Annotated in this window: 21 protein-coding genes and 2 tRNA genes; 14 read left to right on the top strand and 9 right to left on the bottom strand. The window is 54.9% G+C overall.

Going from position 1 to position 22615, the window contains the following annotated elements; all coding sequences use genetic code 11:
- The first annotated feature begins 40 nt into the window (after positions 1-40).
- The 8 genes from HEQ18_RS02610 to HEQ18_RS02575 all read left to right on the top strand — a co-directional run bounded on the left by HEQ18_RS02610 (position 41) and on the right by HEQ18_RS02575 (position 6140).
- On the top strand, positions 41-442 hold the full coding sequence (locus tag HEQ18_RS02610) for a GNAT family N-acetyltransferase (protein WP_432815405.1): 402 nt from the start codon (positions 41-43) through the stop codon (positions 440-442).
- A gap of 99 nt (positions 443-541) precedes the next feature.
- The gene (locus HEQ18_RS02605; RefSeq protein ID WP_296200903.1) at positions 542-976 is read left to right on the top strand and encodes a MucR family transcriptional regulator; all 435 of its coding nucleotides are present in this window, start codon (positions 542-544) and stop codon (positions 974-976) included.
- A gap of 90 nt (positions 977-1066) precedes the next feature.
- Positions 1067-1489: a Fur family transcriptional regulator gene (locus HEQ18_RS02600; protein WP_296200900.1), complete on the top strand. Its 423-nt coding sequence runs from the start codon at positions 1067-1069 to the stop codon at positions 1487-1489.
- A complete protein-coding gene (locus HEQ18_RS02595) occupies positions 1461-2261 on the top strand; it encodes a lysophospholipid acyltransferase family protein (protein ID WP_432815404.1) in 801 nt (266 codons plus the stop codon). The genes HEQ18_RS02600 and HEQ18_RS02595 overlap by 29 nt, the downstream gene beginning before the upstream one ends.
- A gap of 9 nt (positions 2262-2270) precedes the next feature.
- On the top strand, positions 2271-3605 hold the full coding sequence (gene miaB / locus HEQ18_RS02590) for a tRNA (N6-isopentenyl adenosine(37)-C2)-methylthiotransferase MiaB (RefSeq protein WP_432815403.1): 1335 nt from the start codon (positions 2271-2273) through the stop codon (positions 3603-3605).
- Positions 3606-4601: a PhoH family protein gene (locus HEQ18_RS02585; RefSeq protein WP_432815402.1), complete on the top strand. Its 996-nt coding sequence runs from the start codon at positions 3606-3608 to the stop codon at positions 4599-4601.
- On the top strand, positions 4594-5169 hold the full coding sequence (ybeY, locus tag HEQ18_RS02580) for an rRNA maturation RNase YbeY (RefSeq protein ID WP_432815401.1): 576 nt from the start codon (positions 4594-4596) through the stop codon (positions 5167-5169). The genes HEQ18_RS02585 and ybeY overlap by 8 nt, the downstream gene beginning before the upstream one ends.
- 32 nt (positions 5170-5201) lie before the next feature.
- A complete protein-coding gene (locus HEQ18_RS02575; RefSeq protein WP_432815400.1) occupies positions 5202-6140 on the top strand; it encodes a hemolysin family protein in 939 nt (312 codons plus the stop codon).
- A 194-nt stretch (positions 6141-6334) separates the two neighbouring features.
- On the opposite strand, the gene HEQ18_RS02570 is transcribed toward HEQ18_RS02575, so the two are convergent.
- The gene (locus HEQ18_RS02570) at positions 6335-7057 is read right to left on the bottom strand and encodes an MOSC domain-containing protein (RefSeq protein WP_432815399.1); all 723 of its coding nucleotides are present in this window, start codon (positions 7055-7057) and stop codon (positions 6335-6337) included.
- A 29-nt stretch (positions 7058-7086) separates the two neighbouring features.
- On the opposite strand from HEQ18_RS02570, the gene HEQ18_RS02565 reads away from it, so the two are divergent.
- The 4 genes from HEQ18_RS02565 (at position 7087) to HEQ18_RS02550 (ending at position 10595) form a co-directional block, all read left to right on the top strand.
- Entirely contained in the window at positions 7087-8253 is a 1167-nt protein-coding gene (locus HEQ18_RS02565; protein WP_432815398.1) for a glycosyltransferase family 4 protein, read from the top strand.
- 72 nt (positions 8254-8325) lie between these two features.
- Positions 8326-9651 carry a replication-associated recombination protein A gene (locus HEQ18_RS02560; RefSeq protein WP_432815397.1) on the top strand — a complete coding sequence of 442 codons (1326 nt, stop codon included), beginning with the start codon at positions 8326-8328 and terminating at the stop codon, positions 9649-9651.
- The gene (locus HEQ18_RS02555) at positions 9651-10499 is read left to right on the top strand and encodes a hypothetical protein (protein WP_432815396.1); all 849 of its coding nucleotides are present in this window, start codon (positions 9651-9653) and stop codon (positions 10497-10499) included. The genes HEQ18_RS02560 and HEQ18_RS02555 overlap by 1 nt, the downstream gene beginning before the upstream one ends.
- A gap of 20 nt (positions 10500-10519) precedes the next feature.
- Positions 10520-10595: transfer RNA gene (locus HEQ18_RS02550), tRNA-Thr, on the top strand.
- A gap of 136 nt (positions 10596-10731) precedes the next feature.
- On the opposite strand, the gene HEQ18_RS02545 is transcribed toward HEQ18_RS02550, so the two are convergent.
- The 3 genes from HEQ18_RS02545 to HEQ18_RS02535 all read right to left on the bottom strand — a co-directional run bounded on the left by HEQ18_RS02545 (position 10732) and on the right by HEQ18_RS02535 (position 14621).
- Positions 10732-11712, bottom strand: a complete 981-nt coding sequence (locus HEQ18_RS02545; RefSeq protein WP_432815395.1) for a 5'/3'-nucleotidase SurE — start codon at positions 11710-11712, stop codon at positions 10732-10734.
- 58 nt (positions 11713-11770) lie between these two features.
- Entirely contained in the window at positions 11771-14215 is a 2445-nt protein-coding gene (locus tag HEQ18_RS02540; RefSeq protein WP_432815394.1) for a TonB-dependent receptor, read from the bottom strand.
- Between the two features lie 265 nt (positions 14216-14480).
- On the bottom strand, positions 14481-14621 hold the full coding sequence (locus tag HEQ18_RS02535; protein WP_296200580.1) for a DUF2256 domain-containing protein: 141 nt from the start codon (positions 14619-14621) through the stop codon (positions 14481-14483).
- A 225-nt stretch (positions 14622-14846) separates the two neighbouring features.
- On the opposite strand from HEQ18_RS02535, the gene HEQ18_RS02530 reads away from it, so the two are divergent.
- A complete protein-coding gene (locus HEQ18_RS02530; RefSeq protein WP_432815393.1) occupies positions 14847-17444 on the top strand; it encodes a TonB-dependent receptor in 2598 nt (865 codons plus the stop codon).
- Positions 17445-17596: 152 nt separating this feature from the next.
- On the opposite strand, the gene HEQ18_RS02525 is transcribed toward HEQ18_RS02530, so the two are convergent.
- The 5 genes from HEQ18_RS02525 to infA all read right to left on the bottom strand — a co-directional run bounded on the left by HEQ18_RS02525 (position 17597) and on the right by infA (position 19699).
- A tRNA-Phe gene (locus HEQ18_RS02525) sits at positions 17597-17671 on the bottom strand.
- A gap of 67 nt (positions 17672-17738) precedes the next feature.
- Positions 17739-17873, bottom strand: a complete 135-nt coding sequence (yacG, locus tag HEQ18_RS02520) for a DNA gyrase inhibitor YacG (RefSeq protein ID WP_432815392.1) — start codon at positions 17871-17873, stop codon at positions 17739-17741.
- Positions 17874-17901: 28 nt separating this feature from the next.
- Positions 17902-18894, bottom strand: coding sequence for a ribonuclease E/G (locus tag HEQ18_RS02515; RefSeq protein WP_432815391.1), 993 nt, complete (start codon positions 18892-18894; stop codon positions 17902-17904).
- Complete coding sequence (locus HEQ18_RS02510; RefSeq protein WP_432815943.1) at positions 18887-19462, bottom strand: Maf family protein; 576 nt, start codon at positions 19460-19462, stop codon at positions 18887-18889. Before HEQ18_RS02510 ends, HEQ18_RS02515 begins: the two co-directional genes overlap by 8 nt.
- 18 nt (positions 19463-19480) lie before the next feature.
- Positions 19481-19699 (bottom strand): translation initiation factor IF-1, encoded by a 219-nt coding sequence (infA, locus tag HEQ18_RS02505; RefSeq protein WP_125230427.1) that lies wholly within the window; start codon positions 19697-19699, stop codon positions 19481-19483.
- A gap of 179 nt (positions 19700-19878) precedes the next feature.
- Between infA and HEQ18_RS02500 the strand changes: the two genes are divergently transcribed.
- Positions 19879-22572: a hypothetical protein gene (locus HEQ18_RS02500; protein ID WP_432815390.1), complete on the top strand. Its 2694-nt coding sequence runs from the start codon at positions 19879-19881 to the stop codon at positions 22570-22572.
- Positions 22573-22615: the final 43 nt, after the last annotated feature.

Genomic DNA, 22615 nt, shown 5'->3' with positions numbered 1-22615 from the left:
TGATGGCGAAGCCGGGGATATTTCGGCCATGATGACAATCATGAACGACGCATTCGACCCCAGATTTGGCGAAGCATGGACGGCTGCACAATGTCTATCAACTTTGGTGCTCCCCGATTGCCAGTTATTGCTTGCTAAAGACGTTGGAGAGGTCTGCGGCTTTGCCATGAACCGCTGGGTTCTTGATCATCAAGAGTTGTTGATGATTGGCGTCGCGCGGCGACTTCAGGGCCAAAACATCGGAAAACTGTTGTTATCCGAAACAATCCAACGTGCGCGCCAGGGGGGGCGAACCAAAATCTTCCTTGAAGTTCGCGATGGTAACAATGCGCATGGTTTTTATCTTAAATCTGGATTTACCCCGATTGGGCGTCGTAAAAATTATTATAAACATGCCGACGGTATAAGTTCCGATGCAATTACTCTGCTATTGGAACTATAAACGTAACGTCGATGTTTGGCTATTGGTTGACGATATATCTTTAATCATGTAACAAATTATTCTCAAAAACACATAATAGATGGGTCAGGATTTTGTAAAATGTCACAAGAAAGTAACGATGTCGCAGAACTGTTAATTACGCTAACGGCTGATATTGTCGCAGCGCATGTTAGCAACAACAGTGTTGCCGTGTCGGATGTATCGACTTTAATCTCTAACGTACACGCGGCACTGTCCGGAATTTCCGAACCAGCTATTGTGGTAGAAGCAGCCTTGGAACCAGCCGTTCCTATCCGTAATTCAATCAAGCGTGATTTCATCGTCTGTCTGGACGATGGTAAGAAGCTAAAAATGCTCAAGCGTCACCTTATGACGCATTATGGCATGACGCCGGATGATTATCGCGCGAAGTGGGGATTGCCGGCCGATTATCCGATGGTTGCTCCCGCTTATGCCGAGCAGCGTCGCGAGTTGGCCAAGGCGATTGGCCTTGGACGCGCGCCGGGTTCGGGCCGCAAGAAAAAAGTAAGATAAGCTTTTCGCTTATCCGCAAGAATATAAGGCCGGGACACTCCCGGCCTTTTTCTTTGACGAATCATGGCGCGGCACTAAATGTCTTGTCCAATGGATAGCAAAATTGACATTGAGGCGCTCTGTAACCAACGGGGCTTACGCATAACCGATCAACGGCGGGTCATCGCGCGCGTCATTTCCGATGCGACCGACCACCCCGATGTGGAGGAGCTTTACCGCCGTTCGTCGGCGATTGATCCCAAAATCTCGATTGCCACGGTATATCGGACCGTCCGCTTGTTTGAAGAGGCTGGCATATTGGACCGGCATGATTTCGGCGATGGTCGCGCGCGGTATGAGGCATCGCCCGAGGCGCATCACGACCATTTGATTGATGTCGAAACTGGCAAAGTCGTCGAATTTGTCGACCCTGAGCTTGAGGCATTACAGAAAATCATTGCGGAACGGCTGGGCTATCGTTTGGTCGACCATCGTATGGAGCTTTATGGCGTCGCCATCGACCGCAAGGATTGAACGACGCAACCCGGCGGCTTTTGTCACGGGGCAGTTCTTGTTTTTGACACGACTGCTGCTGATGGCTGCAAGCCTGTCTGCAAGCTTGCTATTACACAATGTCTGGCGGATAGTCCGCAAACCGTCGCCTTGGCCGCGCTTATTTTTGCTCTCAATCAGCTGGACCAGCGGCATTGCGACAGCCACCACTGGCACCCGCATACGCAATAATGTGTTCTATGCCGCAAACCACCATAGCTGGATCGATATTCCGGTAATGTCTGGCGTTACGGGCTGCACTTTCGTGGCCAATGACGGCATCGAAGGCTGGCCGCTGATTGGCTGGCTGTGCAAGATCAACAACACCATCTTCGTCAATCGCGAAAACCGTGCCAGCGTCAGCAATCAAATCGATGATTTGCGGGCGGCCATGACGGGCGACCAGCCTGTGACCATCTTTCCCGAAGGCACGACGCATGATGGATCGGGCCTTTTGCCGTTCAAACCGTCTTTGTTCGCCGCTTTAGTCCCGCCGCCCGCTGGCATGCTCGTTCAACCTGTCTATCTCAATTATGGCCGCCACACGCCGCGCGTGGCTTGGGTTGGCGACGAAAAAGTGACAGAGAATTTCTGGCGACTTTTGTCTTACCTCAAACCGATAACCGCGACCCTGCATTTTCTGGAGCCATTTGATCCGCTCCATTATCCGGACCGCAAGGCCATTTCTGGCGAAGTGCGGGCGCGTATTGGCGCTGCGATGGAGGGTGGCGGCAACGCGGCGCGCATAGTATAGGCGCAATTTATGAGCATGGATTCCCCAAAAACCTATTCGATCAAAAATTACGGCTGTCAGATGAACGTCTATGATGGCGAGCGCATGGCCGAGATGTTCGAAAGCCAAGGCATGTCGCCTGCGGATGACAAGGCGAATGCCGACCTCGTCGTCCTCAACACATGCCACATTCGCGAAAAGGCATCGGAGAAGGTCTATTCGGAGATTGGCCGCCTGCGCCGCAAGGATGGGACGAGGCCGGTCATCGCCGTCGCTGGCTGCGTCGCGCAAGCCGAGGGCGGCGAGATCAGCCGCCGGGCACCCGAAGTCGATATTGTGGTTGGTCCGCAAGCTTATCACAACCTGCCCGACATATTGGCCGCAGTTGGACGCGGCGAACGTGTGGTTGACCTCGATCTGCCGGGCCTCGACAAATTTGATAAGCTGCCTGCCCGCCGCAAACAGCCGCCATCGGCGTTTCTGACGGTTCAGGAAGGTTGCGACAAATTCTGCACCTATTGCGTCGTGCCCTACACCAGAGGCGCGGAAATTTCGCGCGGATGGGCCGAGTTGATCGATGAAGCAAAGGCAATAGTCGATGCTGGCGCGCGCGAAATCACGTTGCTTGGCCAGAATGTCAACGCATGGGATGGCGAAGATGACAAGGGCAAGCTGCAAGGCTTAGACGGCCTTATCCGCGCGCTCGACAAGATACCCGACCTTCGCCGCATCCGTTACATGACCAGCCACCCGAACGACATGACCGAAGGGCTGATTGCCGCGCATGGCAATGTTGAAAAGCTGATGCCGTTCTTGCACTTGCCCGTGCAATCCGGCTCCAACCGCATCTTAAAAGCCATGAACCGTAGTCACAGCCGCGACAGTTACATGCGCATACTGGACCGCGTTCGGACTGTGCGGCCCGACATCGCCTTTTCCGGTGACTTCATCGTTGGTTTTCCCGGTGAGACCGATGCCGATTTTGAGGACACATTAAGCCTCGTGCGCGAAGTCGGCCATGCGCAAGCCTACTCCTTCAAATATAGCCCACGCCCCGGCACACCCGCCGCCGACATGTCAGACCAGATACCCATGGAAATCATGGACGAACGGCTGCAACGGCTTCAGGCGCAGATCGTGGCGGACCAGACTGCGTTCAATGATCGCACCGTGGGGCGCACCACCGATGTCCTTTTGGAACGGCCCGGAAAATTTGCAGGGCAACTCATTGGCAAATCGCCTTGGCTTCAGTCGGTGCATGTCCTTGCGCCGGAGCTTTCAATCGGCGATATCGTTACTGTGAAGATAACCGATTCTGGACCGCTTAGCCTGAAGGGTGAACCAACGATGAGAGCAGCCGCCTGAATGGCAAAAAAAGCCCAAGCGCAAGCCGGTGACTTGTCCCGGCTGGAGATGAGCTTCGACAAACCGCATTTGATTAACGCGGTTTTTGGCGAATTTGACCGCAATCTGGTTACGATTGAAAACCGCCTTGGGGTCTATATCTCGGCCCGAGGGAACCGCGTGCAGATTGAAGGCGAGGCTGGTGCCATTGGCCGCACCCGCGACGTTCTCAACGACATTTATTCCCGCCTATTGCGTGGACAGGAAATCGATACCGAAGCCGTGCAGTCCATTATCGCCATGACCGCTGAACCCACTTTAGAAGGCATTGTCCGCAAGGACGCGACCGACGCGCCGGGTATCATGATCCGCACGCGCAAGAAGACATTGGTCCCGCGTTCGGCCACACAAATTCCGTATATGGAGGCATTGGCCCGCGACGAGATTATCTTCGCTCTTGGGCCAGCAGGCACCGGCAAAACCTATCTAGCGGTGGCGCAGGCCGTGGCCATGCTGATTACCGGCGCGGTGCAACGGCTCATCCTCTCGCGCCCGGCGGTTGAGGCTGGCGAGCGGTTGGGTTTCTTGCCCGGCGATATGAAGGAAAAGGTCGATCCCTATCTGCGACCGATTTACGATGCCTTGTACGATTGCTTGCCTGCCGAACAGGTCGAGCGGCGGATTGCGTCTGGCGAAATTGAAATCGCGCCCATCGCGTTCATGCGCGGGCGGACGTTGGCCGATGCCTTCATCATTTTGGATGAGGCGCAGAATACTACGGCGGCACAGATGAAGATGTTCCTCACCCGTTTCGGCATGAACAGCCGCATGGTCATTTGCGGAGATCCGCATCAGGTGGATATTCCCGGCGGTGAACGCATGTCCGGCCTGAATGACGCGGTGCAGCGCCTTGACGGTGTCGATGGCATAAGAACCATCCGTTTCAACAGCAGCGACGTCGTCCGCCACCCACTCGTCGGTAAAATCGTCGACGCCTATGAGGGTGGGCATGATTGATGTCGAACTCGACATGGGCGTGGTTTGGGGCGACAGCGATTTCGGGCAGAGTGAAGTCGAAAAGGCCGTCGATGCAGCAGTCCGCTTTGCAGGCTTGGCGGGATTAGCGGAATATCCATCGCCGGTAGAAGTCAGCATCAAGCTCACCGATAACGCCGAAGTTCAGGCTTTAAACCGCGAATGGCGCGACAAGGATAAGCCCACTAATGTCCTGAGTTTCCCGATGTTGGAAGACGATGCTTTAGAACAGCTCCGTCACCCTGAACTTGTTTCAGGGTCTTACTTCTTATCCGAAGCCGAGAAAATTAAGACCCTGAAACAAGTTCAGGGTGACGATCAGGAGATGGAGATGTTGCTCGGCGACATCATATTGGCCTATGAAACCTGCGCTGCTGAGGCGAAAGAAAAAAACATTCCCGTTGCCCATCACGCGACGCATTTGGTCATCCACGGCATGCTACATTTGCTTGGCCATGACCATATCGAGGATGACGATGCCGAATTGATGGAGGCGCTTGAGGTAAAAGCGCTTGCATCTATAGGCCTTAACAATCCATATAATGATTAAATCGACCATTAAGAGGCCAGTACGCTTCCATTATGCCTGAGGGTGACAGTTTTAGCGGTTCGAAAACCGCAACCGACGACGATAACGACGGACGAATATGGCAGCGGCTGAAGACCATGTTCTTTGGCCGCGACCACGGGCCGACCTTGCGCGAGCAGCTTGAAGAAGCGATTGCGGAGCATGAGGAAGATAGCGACGACAACGGACAATCGGACGCCGATGGCGACTTGACCGCCGTCGAGCGCACGATGCTGCGCAATTTACTCCATTTCAGCGAGCACCGCGTCGACGACGTCATGGTGCCGCGCAGCGACATTATCGCGATTGAAGAAAGCGCTGGCTTTGCCGATTGCATCGCCGCGTTCGCCGAACATGGCCACAGCCGCCTGCCCGTTTACCGCGATACGTTGGACAGTATCATCGGCATGATCCATATTAAGGATGTGTTCGCGGTTCTGGCCTCAGATCAGGACCGTCCTCAAAGCCTTGAATCCTTCATTCGCCAACCACGATTCGTGCCGCAAAATATGAGCGTACTTGCCCTGCTCGACGAAATGCGCCGCACGCGCACGCATTTGGCCATCGTACTGGATGAATATTCGGGAACCGAGGGCTTGGTAACGATTGAAGATTTAGTAGAAGAAATCGTCGGCGAAATCGAAGACGAACATGACGATGAACCCGAATTGCTGTTCACGCAAACGGCCCCCGATATGTGGGAAGCCGACGCGCGCGCGGAGCTCGACGATCTGGCCGATGCCATTGACCCGAAGCTGGCGGAAGTGGATGAAGACGTCGATACACTTGGCGGCCTCGCCTTCGTCATTGCCGGCCAAGTCCCCGACATCGGCCAAATGCTGTTGCATGAGGCCAGCGGCTGGACTTTGGAAATATTGGAAGCCGACGAAAAACGCGTTACCCGAATCCGGCTCTACGCCCCTGCGTCCGACCGACCCGACGCAAGCGCATAAGCACCGGGGAGACCGACCGCATCCGTTTAATCGTCACCCTGAACGTGTTTCAGGGTCTATCATGCAGCAAATACAGAGCGACAATGGATAAACAGACCCTGAACCAAGTTCAGGGTGACGGAGTGTGACTTTTCAAAATCACACTCTCCCAAACGGTTCGTATCGAGCGTCGTCGAGGCCCCGATCTGTCTATGCTACCCCCTCATCATCCCCGCCAATTTCACCGCCCTGGTCCGCCAGCTTTCGGCGAGAGTCTCCAGCGTCGCGAGCGCCCGCAACTGTGATTTGGCCCCTTCTGCGCGATGCCCGCCGCCAATCAAAAGATGAAAGGTTCGGGCAACGGTCCAATCATGCTCTGCCGCGTGCAGTTGTTGTATGCTGTCGCCGGGTGCCACTGCGCCTTCTTCAATCACGCGGAAATAGCCACCGCAACGGCCACTGTTTATGACTGCGCTCGATAGGCCATGTACACCGAAATGATGATCGAGCTTCCAGCAGGGTTGTCGGCCTTGCGCGACTTCGACCAATGCCTTGCCGATACGGAAGCGGTCCCCGATCCGCACTTTGTCCTCGGTCAGGCCCGATGCGCTGATGTTTTCGCCAAATGCGCCCGCTTGGTCGAGCAGAGGGTGGACAAATTTCTCCGCCGCAAAATGGGCAATCCATTTGGGATAATGTTCTGCTGGATAAAAATGCACCGCCTTGTCCGCGCCGCCGTGCACAATGGGATCGGCGACTTGATCTCCCTCAAAGCCATTCTTGCCCAAGAATACCGGTCGGTCCACCGGCGTGCGCGCCATGGCGCTCATCGTGCCGTCGGCGTGAAACGCTTTGGGTTTCCCAATAAGCAAAACATCGATCTGACTTAATATCATATTGAGTGCATATCGCACCAAATGCACCATTCCCATTGGCATTTTGCGCTGCCGCCGATAAAAGCCGTCCGATGCAGACCAGCGACCTTCGCATTGCGCTATTCAGCGGCAATTATAATTATGTCCGTGATGGCGCAAATCAGGCTTTAAATCGGCTTGTAGGCTATCTTTTGAGTCAAGGCGCATCGGTAAGGATTTATTCCCCAACGGTTGCTGAACCTGCTTTTGTCGCGACCGGAGACCTGGTGAGTGTTCCGTCGGTCGCGATTCCCTTTCGTCCGGAATATCGCATTCCCTTGTCTTTATCCCGTGCCGTCCGGCGCGATCTGGAGGCGTTCAACCCAAATATCTTGCACATTTCAAGCCCTGACCGGGTATCACGCAAGGCCGTAAAATGGGCTCGAAAGCGGCATTTGCCGGTTTTGTGTTCCGTGCACACACGGTTCGAGACCTATCTGCGTTATTACAATCTATCGTTCATGGAGCCTGTCGTTGAGGCATGGATTCGCCGGCTGTACCGGAAATGTGACGCCTTGGTTGCCCCGTCCGAAAGCTTTGCGCAGGTCCTGCGCCAGCAGCGGATGAACTATGACATCGACATTTGGTCACGCGGCGTGGATCGGGATATCTTCGACCCTGGCCAGCGGGATATGGCGTGGCGGCACGGGCTTGCGATAGCCGACGACACACCCGTTATCGGCTTTCTGGGACGGCTCGTGATGGAAAAGGGCCTTGATGTCTTTTCCGATACAATTGACCAACTCAAACGCCGCAAAGTCCCGCATCAGGTTCTGGTGATCGGCGACGGCCCTGCCCGCCCCTGGTTTGAATCGCGTATTCCCGATGCAAAATTCGCCGGCTTTCAAGTGGGTTCGGATCTGGGCCGTGCAGTTGCGAGCATGGACATTTTTTTCAACCCTTCGGTGACCGAGGCTTTTGGCAATGTGACGCTCGAGGCCATGGCCAGCGGCCTGCCCGTGGTAGCCGCAAAGGCAACCGGCAGCCAAAGTTTGGTCGAAGACAAAGTGTCCGGGCGGTTGATTGCGCCCGGAGCGATAAACCAATTCGCCGATGCATTGCAGGCTTATTGCGTGGATGAAGACTTGCGAGCCAAACACGGCGCTGCTGGCGAACAACGGTCGTTGGACTATAGTTGGGATGCCATCAACCAGACCATGGCCGACACCTATCTTCGCCTCATCCGTCAACATACGGCGCGTGCCGTTGCTTCGCGTTAAGTCGGTCTTACAGCTGTGCAGCTTCGGGCGTTCATGCGGATCCCGTGATGCCTATTCAGGCAGGATTGTGACATGAGCGACCTTTTTGGTGACACCGCAATAGTTCCCGCATCTATGCCCGAAAACGCCCCGCTTGCGGACAAGCTTCGGCCTGCCAAATTGGATGAGGTCATCGGTCAGGAACATCTGACGGGCCCAGATGGCGCGATCGGCCGCATGGTTGCTGCGGGCAAATTATCCTCGATGATCCTGTGGGGACCACCCGGCACGGGCAAGACCAGCATCGCCCGATTGTTGGCCGACGCGGTGGATATGCATTACAAGCCGATTTCGGCGGTGTTCTCGGGCGTAGCTGACCTGAAAAAAGCCTTTGCCGAGGCAGAGGCAATGGCAAGAACGGGCAAGCAGACATTGCTGTTCGTGGACGAAATCCATCGCTTCAACCGCGCGCAACAGGACGGCTTCCTGCCCTTTGTGGAAAGCGGCGTGGTCACACTCGTCGGCGCAACGACCGAAAACCCGTCGTTCGAGCTCAACGCCGCCTTGCTGTCGCGCACGCAAGTCATGGTGCTGCAACGTTTGGATGAGGCGGCGTTGGCCACGCTGCTGACCCGTGCAGAAGCCATATTGGAACGCGCCCTGCCCGTAACCGACGATGCGCGGTTGGCGTTGATCTCTAGCGCCGATGGTGATGGCCGCTTTTTGCTTAATCAGGCGGAAACTTTGTTTGCGATTCACATTGAAAATCCGCTCGAATCACAAGCCATGGCGGCGTTGTTGCAGCGCCGGATGCCCGTTTATGACAAGGATCGGGAGGGACATTATAACCTGATATCCGCCCTGCATAAAAGCTTGCGCGGGTCCGACCCGCAGGCGGCTTTATACTGGATGGCGCGTATGTTGGTGGCGGGCGAAGAGCCGTTATATGTGCTGCGCCGCTTGGTCCGTTTCGCCAGTGAGGATATCGGCCTCGCTGACCCGCAGGCTTTGGTCCAATGCCTGGCCGCCAAGCAGGCTTATGAATTTTTGGGCAGTCCTGAAGGCGAAGTCGCCATTGTGCAAGCATGCCTCTATCTCGCTACCGCGCCTAAATCGAATGCCGCGTACAAGGCGCAAAAATCCGCGTGGAAAATGGCACGGGATACCGGCTCACTGATGCCGCCAGCGCATATCCTGAATGCACCGACGAAGTTGATGAAGGACATCGGCTATGGCGCAGGCTATGCCTATGATCACGACAGCGCTGACGGATTTTCGGGCGCGAATTACTGGCCGGATGCGGTGACACCTACCGCTTTATACCAACCCGTCGAACGCGGCTTTGAACGCAAGATAATCGAGCGGCTGCAATATTGGGACCGGCTGCGCGCGCGCAATGGCGAAACCGACAGCCAATAATGCGCCCATTCACCCGTTTCGCGTGCGCCGACTGGTCCGGCGCAAAAGGTAGCCGACACCCCGGCATCGCGCTCGCGGTCTGTGACGCAGGCGATGAAGCCCCGCGCCTCATAACGCCGCCTGACAAGGCCTGGTCGCGCCAAGGCGTCGCCGACTGGCTTTTGGCGCAAGATGATGATTTGCTCATCGGTTTCGACTTCAGCTTCGCCCCGCCTTTTGTCGAACGCGGCAGTTATTTGCCGGGCGATGATGTGCCCGCGTCCGCCAAGGCATTCTGGGCGTATGTCGACCATGTCTGCGACGACCCGGATCTGGGCGCGGCATCCTTCCTCGAAACCCTGCACCGCAGCCATTTCTATTTCGGCGCGGCAGATGTTACAAAATCGGACTATCTGTTTTGGCGGCAATGTGAGTTGCAGAACAAAAGCAGCAGCGGCAAGGCTTCAACCGTTTATGACGCCATTGGCGCATCGCAAGTCGCCAAGGCGAGTTTCGCGGGTATGCGGCTTCTGCACCAACTGCGCGATGCTGTGGCGATTTGGCCCTTCGATCCGCCTCCGGCGCGCGGCAAAGTGGCTTTAGAGATTTACACCACCATCGCCGCCCGCGCTGCTGGCGTTGCCAAGGGCCGCAGCAAGGTGCGCGATGCCATTGGACTCGATTTGGCGTTGCAAGCGCTTGGATCGAAACCCCATTCACCCTTAAACCGCTACACAGACCATGCGACCGACGCCCTGATAACCGCAGCATGGCTGCGCAATGTTGCCGAAAATCCGCAACTTTGGGCACCCAATGCACTAAATTTTGAAATTGCTGCAACTGAGGGCTGGACCTTTGGAGTCATTTGACGCTATGGGACGCGCCGAGTGCCGGCTTAGCTCAGTTGGTAGAGCACCTGATTTGTAATCAGGGGGTCACGAGTTCGAACCTTGTAGCCGGCACCATTTTTCCCCTCAAAACCCGATAGGTGCGATGTGTTTTCGCGCGGCTGCTTTTTTGTTCGAACATGAAAACGGAACAAAGCGGCACATCGCGGCACGCTGGCGGCAGTGGGTGCGTCATTGCTCCGCACCCTCGCCCTTATTTAGCCAGCGCCGAGCCTTTCAAAACGCCGCTAACCCAGTTGATATTCTTGTCATCACCGGCATAGCCTGCTTGCATCGGCGATACGGCAATGCAGCTAAGGTGGAGGAAGGATTCATCTTGCAATTGATCAGCGGAAGGCTTGGCCGAATTTTGACCGAGTAACAAGCCAGGCAGCGCCGGGATATCCATCTTATACGTCCGCGCCATTTCCTTCATTTCGGGCGATGCGCTTGCCGCCATATTTTCGGCAAATTTGAGGGTATAGGCATTATATGTGCCGACTTTTGAGACGCAGAATCTTGCTCCCTTTGCCTCATTGGGAAAATTGACGTTCAGCGCCAATCCGACCGGAACCATCCGTCCGCCGTTTGATGCGACATCCAAAGCGCGCACCATCTCCGCACTTTTTTCGGCGATGATGGGAGATTGCGCATTCTCCAAATCGGGGCCAGCGCTATTCTGTCCTGCACTTAAAGCAATTGCCGGAACCCCACGCAACGTTGCAAATTGCGCTGCGCTGATTGTACCGCTGCTGATGGCAATCGCGCCGACATTTTGCCCTTCATTAGGGCCGGAGAGTACGAGGTCGGGTGCCCTGCCCCAACGTTTCATCGCGACGATATCCAACCCGTATAACACCGCCATAACCGGCGTGGAATTCACATAATAAAAATCACTCCCCAAACCTTCACGGGTCATCGGGCCAGCGGCGGATGCACCTATACTGGCGGCATTGTTGCGGCAAGCGGCCTCCAAAGGAGTGAGCGGGCGCAACCCTAAAGCTGCGCCCATCCCGCTTTGGTTCTGACAGGGAACCGATACAATCACATCATGGCCATCGGCCTTCAACGCCTTATACAGCGCGACCACATTGCTGGTCAGGCCGTCATCATTGGTGATGACAATATTACGCGCTTCAGCCGCAATTGGGGCGGCGAAAGCCAAAAATGCGACAGTGGCAAATAAGTAACGCATATCGGGTCCCTTATGGTTCAATACTTAAAGCGCAGAGCGAACGGCATGACGCTTCATCTTATATTTTGATCTTGGCTTCCACGCCGAAGGTTCTTGGTTCGTTAAAGAAACCCTGTATGCCGGTGCGCGGTGCCCCGGCTTTGTAGAACAGATGCTCTTGGTTGAACAGATTCCGCGCCCAGACCGCGATGGAGAGCTTTGCATCTGACGCGCCTATATCGATGTCGGCAAAGGCAATGCGGCCGTTAAAGATAAGCGCCTTTTCACCCTTTGGCTGCACATAGCGAACGGCGCGGGTGACCGGGTCAAATTCGGGGTCACTATAGTTGCCGTAAAAGCCATCATTGAAGTTACCGTCAAGATGCGCGCGGATAGTGAAATCTTTTAACGGCAGTTCATAATCGATCGAAGCGCTTGCAGTATTTTCAGGTGTATAAACCTGATAAATGGGGATCGGTACCGTGATAAAGACGTTACCGGGTTGTGGGAATGGATTAAGCGTCGCGGGAATTTTGACGCTGTTATAAGCATAGCTGGCCGAGAGCGTTAATCCAGTAACCGGGGCCAGATTAAATTCCGCTTCAAAGCCTTTCAATTTACCTGTGCCCGGGGCGTTAACGGTGTCAGAGGTAGTGCGTGTTGTGGCAACGCGGACGCCGTTGACGATATCTTCATACAGGCCGAAAAAGTCGAGCTGGATGGATTTATAGTCGCCTTGATAGGCAGCGACATTAAGCCGCGCGCGCCCATCCAGAAATTCCGCCTTGGCACCAATTTCAAACATCGAAACGGTCTCAGGTCCAAATGGCGCGTAATTTAACGAACGAGAGTTGGCACCGCCAGATTTGTAGCCCGTGCTCCATTTACCGTAAATCATGACGTCTTCAGACGCATCAATAGACAGGTTAACCAATGGATCAAACCGGGACCAAGCCGCGTTCAAGGGCACAGGCCTTGTAACATTGACACCATTTACAGGGATGGTCGGGGTCGTGCCATTAATCGTGAAAAGCTCGCCCACCTTTTTGTCGCGTGTCCAGCGCCCCCCGAGGGTAAGGTGGAAAACATCGTTGGCAACCGGCGGCGTGTAGGTCGCTTGCCCATAAACACCCATGCTTGTCGTTTCAACGCGGCTGGCGCGCTGAACAACTTGAGTCGCATAATCAATTGAACGGACCACGATGGCCGTTCCTGCTGCGTCGGTGAATTGCAAAGTGTTGAACGCTTTTGCGCTATCCTCGGCATTCTCCCGATAATAAAGCGCGCCAGTCGCAAATTTCAAACGTTCGAAATCCCCAATGAATTGAAATTCTTGGCTGATTTGATCTTGGGCAAATGGTGCCAAGCTGTAACGACCGAATTGAAAGCCGACGAAACTGGCCGTCGGGTTTGCGGACGTCCGTGGTTGCTGGAGCGAAACGATATTGATGGCGTTGTCATATTGGGTCTGCGTCATATCGCGATAAGACGAGATGGACTTCAAGGTCAGGTTTTCGGTCGCATCCCAGTTCAAACCGAGGCGAATACCCTTTGTGTTTCCGACACTGGCATCTTGCGGCATACCAACCGGAGTGCTCGACGCGCGCCGTGGCTGCACGATTGGCAAGGCAGAAAGACGGTTGGGTAAAATCGCCGCTGAGGTAGCGGTCGCTGGAGCACCAACGGGAGCCTCTACCAATTGCAGATAGTTTGTGCTTGTGGCATCGCGCGCGATATCGAAGGCGTAATTAGCGGTAAAATTAGTTGATGGCTTCCATTGCACTTCGGCACGGAAACCGCGCTTGTCAAAGCTGGCATAGTCCAATGCGCCTGGAAACGGGTTCTTCACGAAACCATCACGCTTTGTCAAAATCCCATCCAATTTTAGACTGATGTTATTTGTCTCGGGCAAGTCGAGATGGGCTTCGGCTTTATAGCTTCCGTAATTGCCAAAGCCCAAAGTGGCATCCAGTCCAAATTCACCGCTCGGTCTTTTGGTGACAATGTTTACCGCGCCACCCTCGGTATTGCGCCCAAAAAGAGTGCCTTGCGGTCCTTTAAGCACTTCGATGTTCTCAACATCATAGAGCGCAGTTCCCAAACCTTGGGCGCGCCCCATATACACTCCGTCCACATAAACGCCGACGCCTTGATCGCGCGCTGGCTGGTTGCTGTCCGACAAAACACCCACGCCGCGCACGTTAATGATAAGCGCGCCCGGACGCGAAAAGAACGGGGCGACGCGCAGCGAAGGAATGGCGCCATCGCCCAAATCAAGCAGCGATTGTATGTGGCGATTTTCAATACCCTCACTACCCAGAACCGAGATAGAGATAGGCACATCCTGCAGATTTTCCGTTCGTTTTTGGGCGGTCACGACAATTTCGGACAAGCCAGCATTATCTTCATCAACAGCTTCTTCTGCCATTGCCGGGTTAGTTAAACACGCCGCCAAAATCGCTGCGACCGAAGCTGTGGTAAACTTGTTGATGCTGCGATGCGCAGCTTTTGAATTACTGATCATTTTTGATTCCCCAAAGAAACTGAGCGCTCGCCTAATTTGCGGGGAAGACCAAAATATGATGAAAATATTACTATTTCTCCGCCTATTGTCATTCGATAGTCACAAAAATGCAAAGCCGCACGTCCCGAAAATGATCCGAGATCATCTGCGCGGCGTTCTACACATCAAAAAAAAGACATTTGGACGACATGAGCCGAGATCGCGTCAGGAACTGTTCAATCGGTCTGGATCGGGTGCGCTTAGGGTCAGGACAGCCAATATCAGTCTATCGCGCCCTGCGGCAGCGATCCGAACAATAGAGCACATTGTCCCAATCCTTTGCCCATTTCTTGCGCCAAGCGAATGGCTTGGCGCACGCCGCGCATATTTTCGATGGAAGGTCAGATTTTTTGACCATTTTGGGCATTTGCTATCCAGATCGCTATGGAGCCGCGAAAGGTTCCGTTACATTTTTATCGCATATGGTACTATATTTTACAGAAATGTTACTAAGCAATTGCTGCGCAGCATTTTCTGGTTAATATCGCAATACGCTTAACGGCGGCTCAGTGGGATGCTGGGGCAATTTTAAATCTCATCCCCAATAAAAACCCGGATCAACCGGGATGGAATGAACAACAGGAGAGTGAATATGAAATTGGGAAATCATCTGCTGAAGGCTGCCATGTTGTCGACAATCAGCATCGCTTCGTTGAGTTTGGGTTCAGCCGCCTTTGCACAAGACAATACACCCCAAGCCAGCGACGAAGTTGATGAAGATGTCATCATCGTCACCGCGACTAAGCGCGAACAAACGCTGGAAGAAGTACCGGTCGCCGTTTCGGTAACATCGGCCGCTGCCATTGAACGGGCGCAGGTTCGCGATCTTAAAGATCTGCAGACACTCGTTCCCTCGCTCCGCGTGAGCCAGTTTCAGAGCTCGGCATCCACTGATTTCATCATTCGCGGCTTTGGCAACGGATCGAACAACCCCGGCATTGAAGGCTCGGTTGGCGTATTCATCGACGGCGTTTATCGGTCGCGTTCGGCTGCTGCCATCGGCGACCTTCCAAACCTGCAGCGTGTTGAAGTGTTGCGCGGTCCACAATCGACCCTGTTCGGCAAAAACGCCTCGGCTGGCGTTATCTCGATTGTTACTGCTGCGCCAAGCTATGAATTTGGCGGTTCGGCTGAAGTCAGCTACGGCAATTACAACGCAATCGTGGCCAAGGCCGACGTCACTGGCCCGATTTCTGACAATATCGCTTTCAGTCTCGCTGGCGGCATCAACAAGCGTGACGGTTATGGCACCAACCTGACCGATGGGTCGAAAACAAGTGAGCGTAACCGCTGGTATGGCCGCGCGCAATTGCTGATCGAACCTTCGGACAGCTTCAAGCTGCGCTTCATTGGCGACTATGACAAGATTGACGAAAATTGCTGCTTCGTTGGTAACATCTTCGACGGTCCGACCGGTGCCGCCATTCGTGCCATCGGTGGCAAGGTGAACTCTGGCGGTATCTTCAGCTTCAGCGAGTATCAGAATTTCGCATCGGAAAACAAAATCACCAATGGTGGTGTTTCGATGCAAGCTGATTATGAAATGGGTTCGTTGAGCTTAACCTCCATCACCGCATATCGTGAGTCACGCGCCAAAACGAACGCCGACAGTGATTTCACCAGCGCAGATTTGATCGGCCAGAACCGTGGCGATGTGGATATCACCACAAAAACCCAGGAATTGCGTTTGGCTTCGGATTTTGATGGCCCATTCAACTTCTTGCTTGGCGGTTATTATTTTGATGAAAGCATCAACAATAAGCAAGCATTGACGCTTGGTAAGGATTTCCGGAATTACGCTAACGCCCTATCCGGCGGAAGTTATACAGGCCTTGAACCAACCATTCGCGCATTGGCAGGCGTCCCTTCGTCCGCAGCCCAATTTGGTGGCCAAGGACAAGGTCGTTTTGAAGATTGGGATTACAAGAACAAAGCCTACTCCCTCTTTGGAACGGCCGATTTAGAACTCACGGACGGCCTCGTTCTGACGGGCGGCTTCAACTACACCAAGGACAAGAAGAACCTTGCGAGCGACATTCGGGTTACGGACGTGTTCTCCGCGATTGACCTTGTACAAGTCGGCGCCAATGCCGGATTGCCTGCAGCACTTCCGGCAGGCTTTGTACCTGCAGGTGGCACCGCACTCTCGTCCGGACTGTTCCCGCGGATCAATGGTTGCGCAACCGTGACCAATGCGCCACCTGCTTCAACGCCTAACCCCACGCGTTCGGGCACCTGTAACCCATTCCTTGGTTTGCAAGCGCTGCAATTCTTGCCGCCATTCCTGAACATCCCGAATGTGGTTGAAGATGGCCGTACGAGCGATGGTCAGCTGACCTATTCGGCACGTTTGGCATGGGAAGCGACGGACAACATCAACCTATATGCCAGCTATGGCACAGGGTTTAAGGCAACGTCGTGGAACATGTCGATTGACTCACGCCCATTTGCTTCAGATTTTGTTGCGGGTTCGCCAGCGCAGGGTGCACCGTTAACGGCCTCGGCTATTCGCACCGCGGGTCTTGCATCAGTCAACCTTACCAGCGGAACGCGTTATGCACTTCCTGAAGAGGCAACGGTTATGGAACTGGGCTTGAAAGCAAAATGGGACCGCGTTGCATTCAACCTGACAATCTTTGATCAGTCGATCAAAAATTTCCAGGGCAACAGCTTCATTGGCACAGGTTTTGTTCTGACCAATGCGGGTAAGCAGTCAACACGCGGGATCGAATTTGATGGTTCGGTCAATCCAACCGATGCATTGCAATTGCGCGCTGGATTCACCTATCTCGCGCCGAAATATGATAGCTATGTGGCATCTGCATTCGGAGATATCAGCGGTCAAGCGCCTGCAGGTATTCCTGAACTGTCGACAACAATTGGTGCAACGTACACGGCAGAACTCGGCAACGGTTCAGAACTCATACTGAACGCCGATTACCATAATGAATCGAACACGCTCATCAACGACAACCCTGCTTACCGCGATTACAAGCGTGAAGTGAATGACCTCAGTGCGTCAACAACACTGAGCCTCGATAATGGCCTGCAACTGTCGCTGTGGGGCCGTAACCTGACGAACGCGAAATATCTCTCCGCCATCTTCCCAAGTGTTGTGCAGTCTGGTTCGATTTCGGGCTATCCAAACCAACCACGCACATATGGTGCATCGGTGAAGTACAAGTTCTAATATCCTGAATTCTTCAGGGCAAAAGAAGCCGGGGCAGCCATCGCTGCTCCGGCTTTTTTATTGCCAGAACGCGGCGCAGCATACTCAGACGCATAGCGGCATACCAAGAGACGCTTGGCCTTATGTTGCTAACATCTTTAACACCAGAAAAATGGTGCCCGAGGGCGGATTTGAACCACCGACACGCGGATTTTCAATCCGCTGCTCTACCCCTGAGCTACTCGGGCTACGCGGCGAAAACCGCGTGGGAGCGCAGCCTATAGAGAGGCGATGCGCCTCTTGGCAAGCGCAAAATCAGTCGCCGCCGTCGGAACCGATGCTATCTTCATAATCGGCCAGCGGCTCTGGCACGCGATAGCCTTCATCCAGCCATTTCAGCAGGTCACGATCCTTGCATCCCTGACTGCAAAAAGGCTTGGATTCCGCCACTATTGGCTTTCCACAGAGCGGACATTGGTTAGCTTTGCGCGACATGGACATGGCCATAGCCTGTGGCCTTTTCATCCGCAACCACGACCATATCCGCACCCGCAAGACGGACAGCCGCCGCGCACCATGCCGCCCAACGTTCGGACTGTAGCAATGTCGCAACCTCCGGCCGTGTCGTCACTGTGCGTGCGCCGAAACCTGAAGACTGCGCCACCGCGCGCAACAACCAATAGGCCTGTGTCTCGTCTGATAATGCCGCGATACGCGTGCCGAACACATGATCGAGCACAGACGGCCTTGGCCGTGCACGCACGACCTGCATCATGCCATAGCCATTGATGGCAGTGCGCTCAAACGGACGGGCGTCTGCTAAGGATGCGGCATCAAAAGCTTCGGCAACCCGTGTGCGCTGTGCCTTGGACTCCATCGACACAAAATCGATCATGACCATCGCGCCGACTTGGTAAAGGCGCAGTAGGCGCGCAGTTTCGGTCGCGGCGATCCTATTGATAGCGAACGCATCGCCAACACCATCAATGTCGAACACCAATCCCGCTTTGGTGCGTTGAAAGCTTATGGTCACATCGCCAACACGAGACTGGCCGGCGATGGCGACGTCAAAGCCCTCGGCGATGGACGCGTTGATGGCAGATTGACCAAGAGACGCCATACGTGCGTCCCACAGGGCATCTTTGCCAATCAGGGGATCCCCATGCGCGCTATCCCGCAATAGTATCTCTGGCGGCTTGATACGGCCCGGCTCGGATATGGCTTCGCGTGTAACGGCAAAAGGTACGCGCGCGCCTTCCGGCTCTTTGGTTTTGCTGCGCAGCAAAAGTTCACTATTGTCGTCGGCAACGACATACGCGCCCGACGGCGTTTTGCGGTCAATGCGGCCAGCGCCACATTCGCCCAAGCCCCATAAAGCGTCGCGCTGGATATGAATTTCAACGATGTTTCCGTTTTCGACAACCGCCGCGCGGCGCTCGCCCGGCGCATCATCGCGCCATATATCAGTCAAGCGGATAACCCGATGCACGCAACAGCGTGCGTGTTTCATATAAAGGTAAACCAATCACGCCAGAATGGCTGCCCGCCATCCAGTCGATCAACGCCTCTGCCCTGCCCTGAATGGCATAGCCGCCGGCCTTCCCCAGCCCTTCGCCGCTCTGGATATAGCTTTCGATTTCGTCTGCCGACAAACGTTTGAAGCGCACGATGCTGTCGCAAATCCGGCTGCGCATCCGGCCATTTCCGTCAATCACCGCAACGGCACTAAGGACATGATGGCGGCGACCGCTGAGTAAGTTCAGGAACCCGCGTTGCATGTCGGCATCGACAGCTTGCGGCAATATTCTGCGGCCAACGGCGACCGTGGTGTCGCCTGCCACCACAATCTCGCCAGCGTCACGTGGAACGGCAACCGCCTTCTCCTCGGCCATGCGCAGCGCATAGACACGCGGAACCTCTCCCTTACGGGGTGACTCATCAATGTCCGGTGCGACGATACGCGCAGGCACAACGCCCAACCGCGCGAGAAGGTCACGTCGGCGTGGGCTTGATGAGGCCAATATGAGTATGGGGTTCAGACCCAAGGTCTGCCGCCCTTATTTAAAGCGGTACGTGATCCGGCCTTTGGTCAGATCATAAGGGGTCAGTTCGCACAGCACTTCGTCACCCACGAGAACGCGGATACGGTTCTTGCGCATCTTTCCGGCGGTATGGCCCAAAACTTCATGGCCATTTTCGAGCTCGACACGGAACATGGCATTGGGCAGCAATTCACGGACTGTCCCACGCATTTCGAGTAATTCTTCTTTTGCCATTCGGCCCCTTAAATCTTCAAAAATTCAACGTTGCTGCGCCTGTAAACCTAATGTTCGAAAAAGGGAAGCGCTACAGTGTAATCGCTTCATTGCGACAAAATATCGTAAACTTTACGTTCATATCTTGCGCAATACGTTATAGCTCGAACGTAACGATGATATACATTGAGCTTCTCCCCATGAAAACAACAGGTTTGAGCGCAATTTTGCTGGTGTCGGCCTCTGTTCCCGCAATGGCCATGGATGATGTCCAGAACCCGGGCAGCACCGTTGTCATTGCCAATGACGACGTCGAAAAAGCCGTTGAAGACGCGCCTTCGGGCGAAATCGTCGTTACGGCTGAACGTATTAAGGGGTCTGTGGACACCGATGTCCCGCCCGTCGAGGAGTTGAACGAGGCTGACATTGCGTCTTTGGGCGCATCATCGCTGACGGACCTTGTCGCGGCGGTCGCACCGCAAGCGAATTCGGGGCGTGGACGCGGGGGTGGCATGCCGATCATATTGCTGAATGGCCAGCGCGTATCGGGTTTCCGTGAACTTCGCGATTTACCGCCAGAAGCCATTCGTCAAGTTCAAATTTTCCCAGAAGAAGTCGCGCTAAAATATGGTTTCCGTCCAGACCAACGGGTGATCAATTTCATCTTGAAGGACAATTTTGCCTCCTTCGCCACAGAATTTGAACATGCCCAGCCGCAGGATGGCGGCTTTGCGCGCAATGAATTTGAAACGACGCTGACCCGCATTGGTAAAAACACGCGGTTTAATTTGGATATTGAGCTTGAACGGTCCACTGCGCTGACCGAATCCGAACGCGACCTGATTTCTTCGGGCGGTTTGCTATTGGCGCGCGGCGGCAATATCAGCGGCCTTGGCCTCAATGGAGCGATTTCGCCTGCGTTAAGCACGCTTGTCGGAAGCAATGTAACGCGGGCTGCTGTGCCCTTGGGCATATCCAACCCGAGTTTGGCGCAATTTGCCAGCACGGCAAATCGCCTGAATGACGGGGATATCGACGATGCACGAACATTGCTGCCCCGCACCGAACGGCTTGAGGTGAACGGGACGTGGAGCCGATCGCTTGGTCCGCAAACAATATTGTCGCTGAACGCCAATTACGCGCTGACAGGCAGCGAATCTTTGCTGGGTTTGGCCGTAACAAGCTTCACCCTGCCCGGCAGCAGCCCGTTTTCACCATTCGGTCAAGACGTGACGCTCAGCCGCTATTTCGACACCCCGCGCCCGCTTGAACGGGCAAGCGAAACGCATGTGTTCCAGACTGGTAGCACGTTCAACCACGCGCTGGGCGGATGGCGGTGGACAGTAACGGGCAATTATGCACGCACTGCAAATGACACACGCACGACGCGCAACGCAGATTTCTCTGACTTACGCGCTGGCGTTTTGGCCGGAACGACGAACCCCTTTGCAGCCGATTTTGGTGCGAATTTGTTGTTCCTCGCCCCTGATCTTGCCAGCAGCCTGAACCAGAATATGGACGTGCGCAGCACCCTTGCTGGAACGTTGCTCAAATTGCCCGCGGGCGATATGCAAATGACGTTCGCGTCGGGCTTTACCCGGCAAATGCTGGACAGTGAAACATGGCGTTCGGGCGTCACGACCGACACCTCCTTGCGCCGGAACATCATGAACCATTCGGTCAATGCGGAATTGCCCCTGACCAGCGGCGATTTCGGCATTGGCTCCGCGATTGGCGAATGGTCAGTCAATGGCAATATCGGCTATAACGACCTGTCCGATTTCGGAAAGCTATTGGAATATGGCGCTGGCTTGCGCTGGGCCCCTGCGCGCAACCTGACCTTTCAGGCATCGATCACAGGCGACGAAAACGCACCGGGCATTGGCCAATTGGGCAACCCGACTTTGGTCGCGCCCAATGTTGCGACCTATGACTTTACGCGCGGCGAAAGCCTGTTCATCAACGTCCTTACCGGCGGCAACCCTGCCCTGATCGGCGAAAAACGCCGCGATGTCATATTGAACGCGAATTGGAATCCAGATTTCATCAAGGATTTCGCGCTTCAGTTCAGCTATTTCAAAAACAACAGCCGCAATACCACGGCCGCATTCCCATTGCTGACGCCAGAGATTGAAGCCGCCTTTGCCAGCCGCGTCGTGCGTGATGTCGATGGCCGCTTAGTCAGTATCGACCAACGACCGGTGAATTTCGACCGTGAAACGTCACAGCGGATCCGCTGGGGCTTTAACCTGTCGGGCAATATCGGCGCGCAGGCACCCGCACGCGGGCCAGCAGGCGGCCCTCCTCCTGCTGCGACAGGCGTTCCCGGCGCGCCTCGGGCGGCAGGCGGCAGCGGCGGTCGCGGCTTTGGTGGCGGTGGCCGTTTTGGCGCTCCCGGTGGTAGCCAGCCCAGCCGCTGGAACATCGCTTTATACCACAGCTACCGCATAGAAGACGAAATCCTCATCCGTCCCGGCGTGCCTGTGCTCGATTTGCTCAACGGTTCAGCGACAAGCAGCAATGGCGGCGCATCGCGGCATGAGGTCGAGCTTTCAGGTGGCCTGTTCCACAAGGGCTTTGGGTTCCGGCTGCAAGGGACCTATAAGAGCGGCACTACCGCCGACGGTTCGGGCCTTCCCGGCAGCAATGACCTGCGGTTTAGCGACATTGCCGCAATCAATGCATTTCTGTTCGTCAATTTTGACCAGCAAGCGCGCGTGATAAAGGCCGTGCCTTTGTTGAAAGGTAGCCGCATCTCATTCCGGGTCGAAAATATCTTGAACGATATTGTCGATGTCCGCGACCAGAATGGAAACGTGCCTTTGGGCTATCAGCCGGGCTATATCGACCCGCGCGGTCGGGTATTTGAATTGAGCTTTAGAAAGCGGTTCTGAACAATTCGATCAGCGCATAAAAAACCCCGCCGGAATTGCTTCC

Source organism: Sphingorhabdus sp. (assembly GCF_050921905.1).
In the GTDB taxonomy this organism is placed as follows: domain Bacteria; phylum Pseudomonadota; class Alphaproteobacteria; order Sphingomonadales; family Sphingomonadaceae; genus Sphingorhabdus_B.
This window is presented reverse-complemented; position numbering and strand designations above follow the sequence as displayed.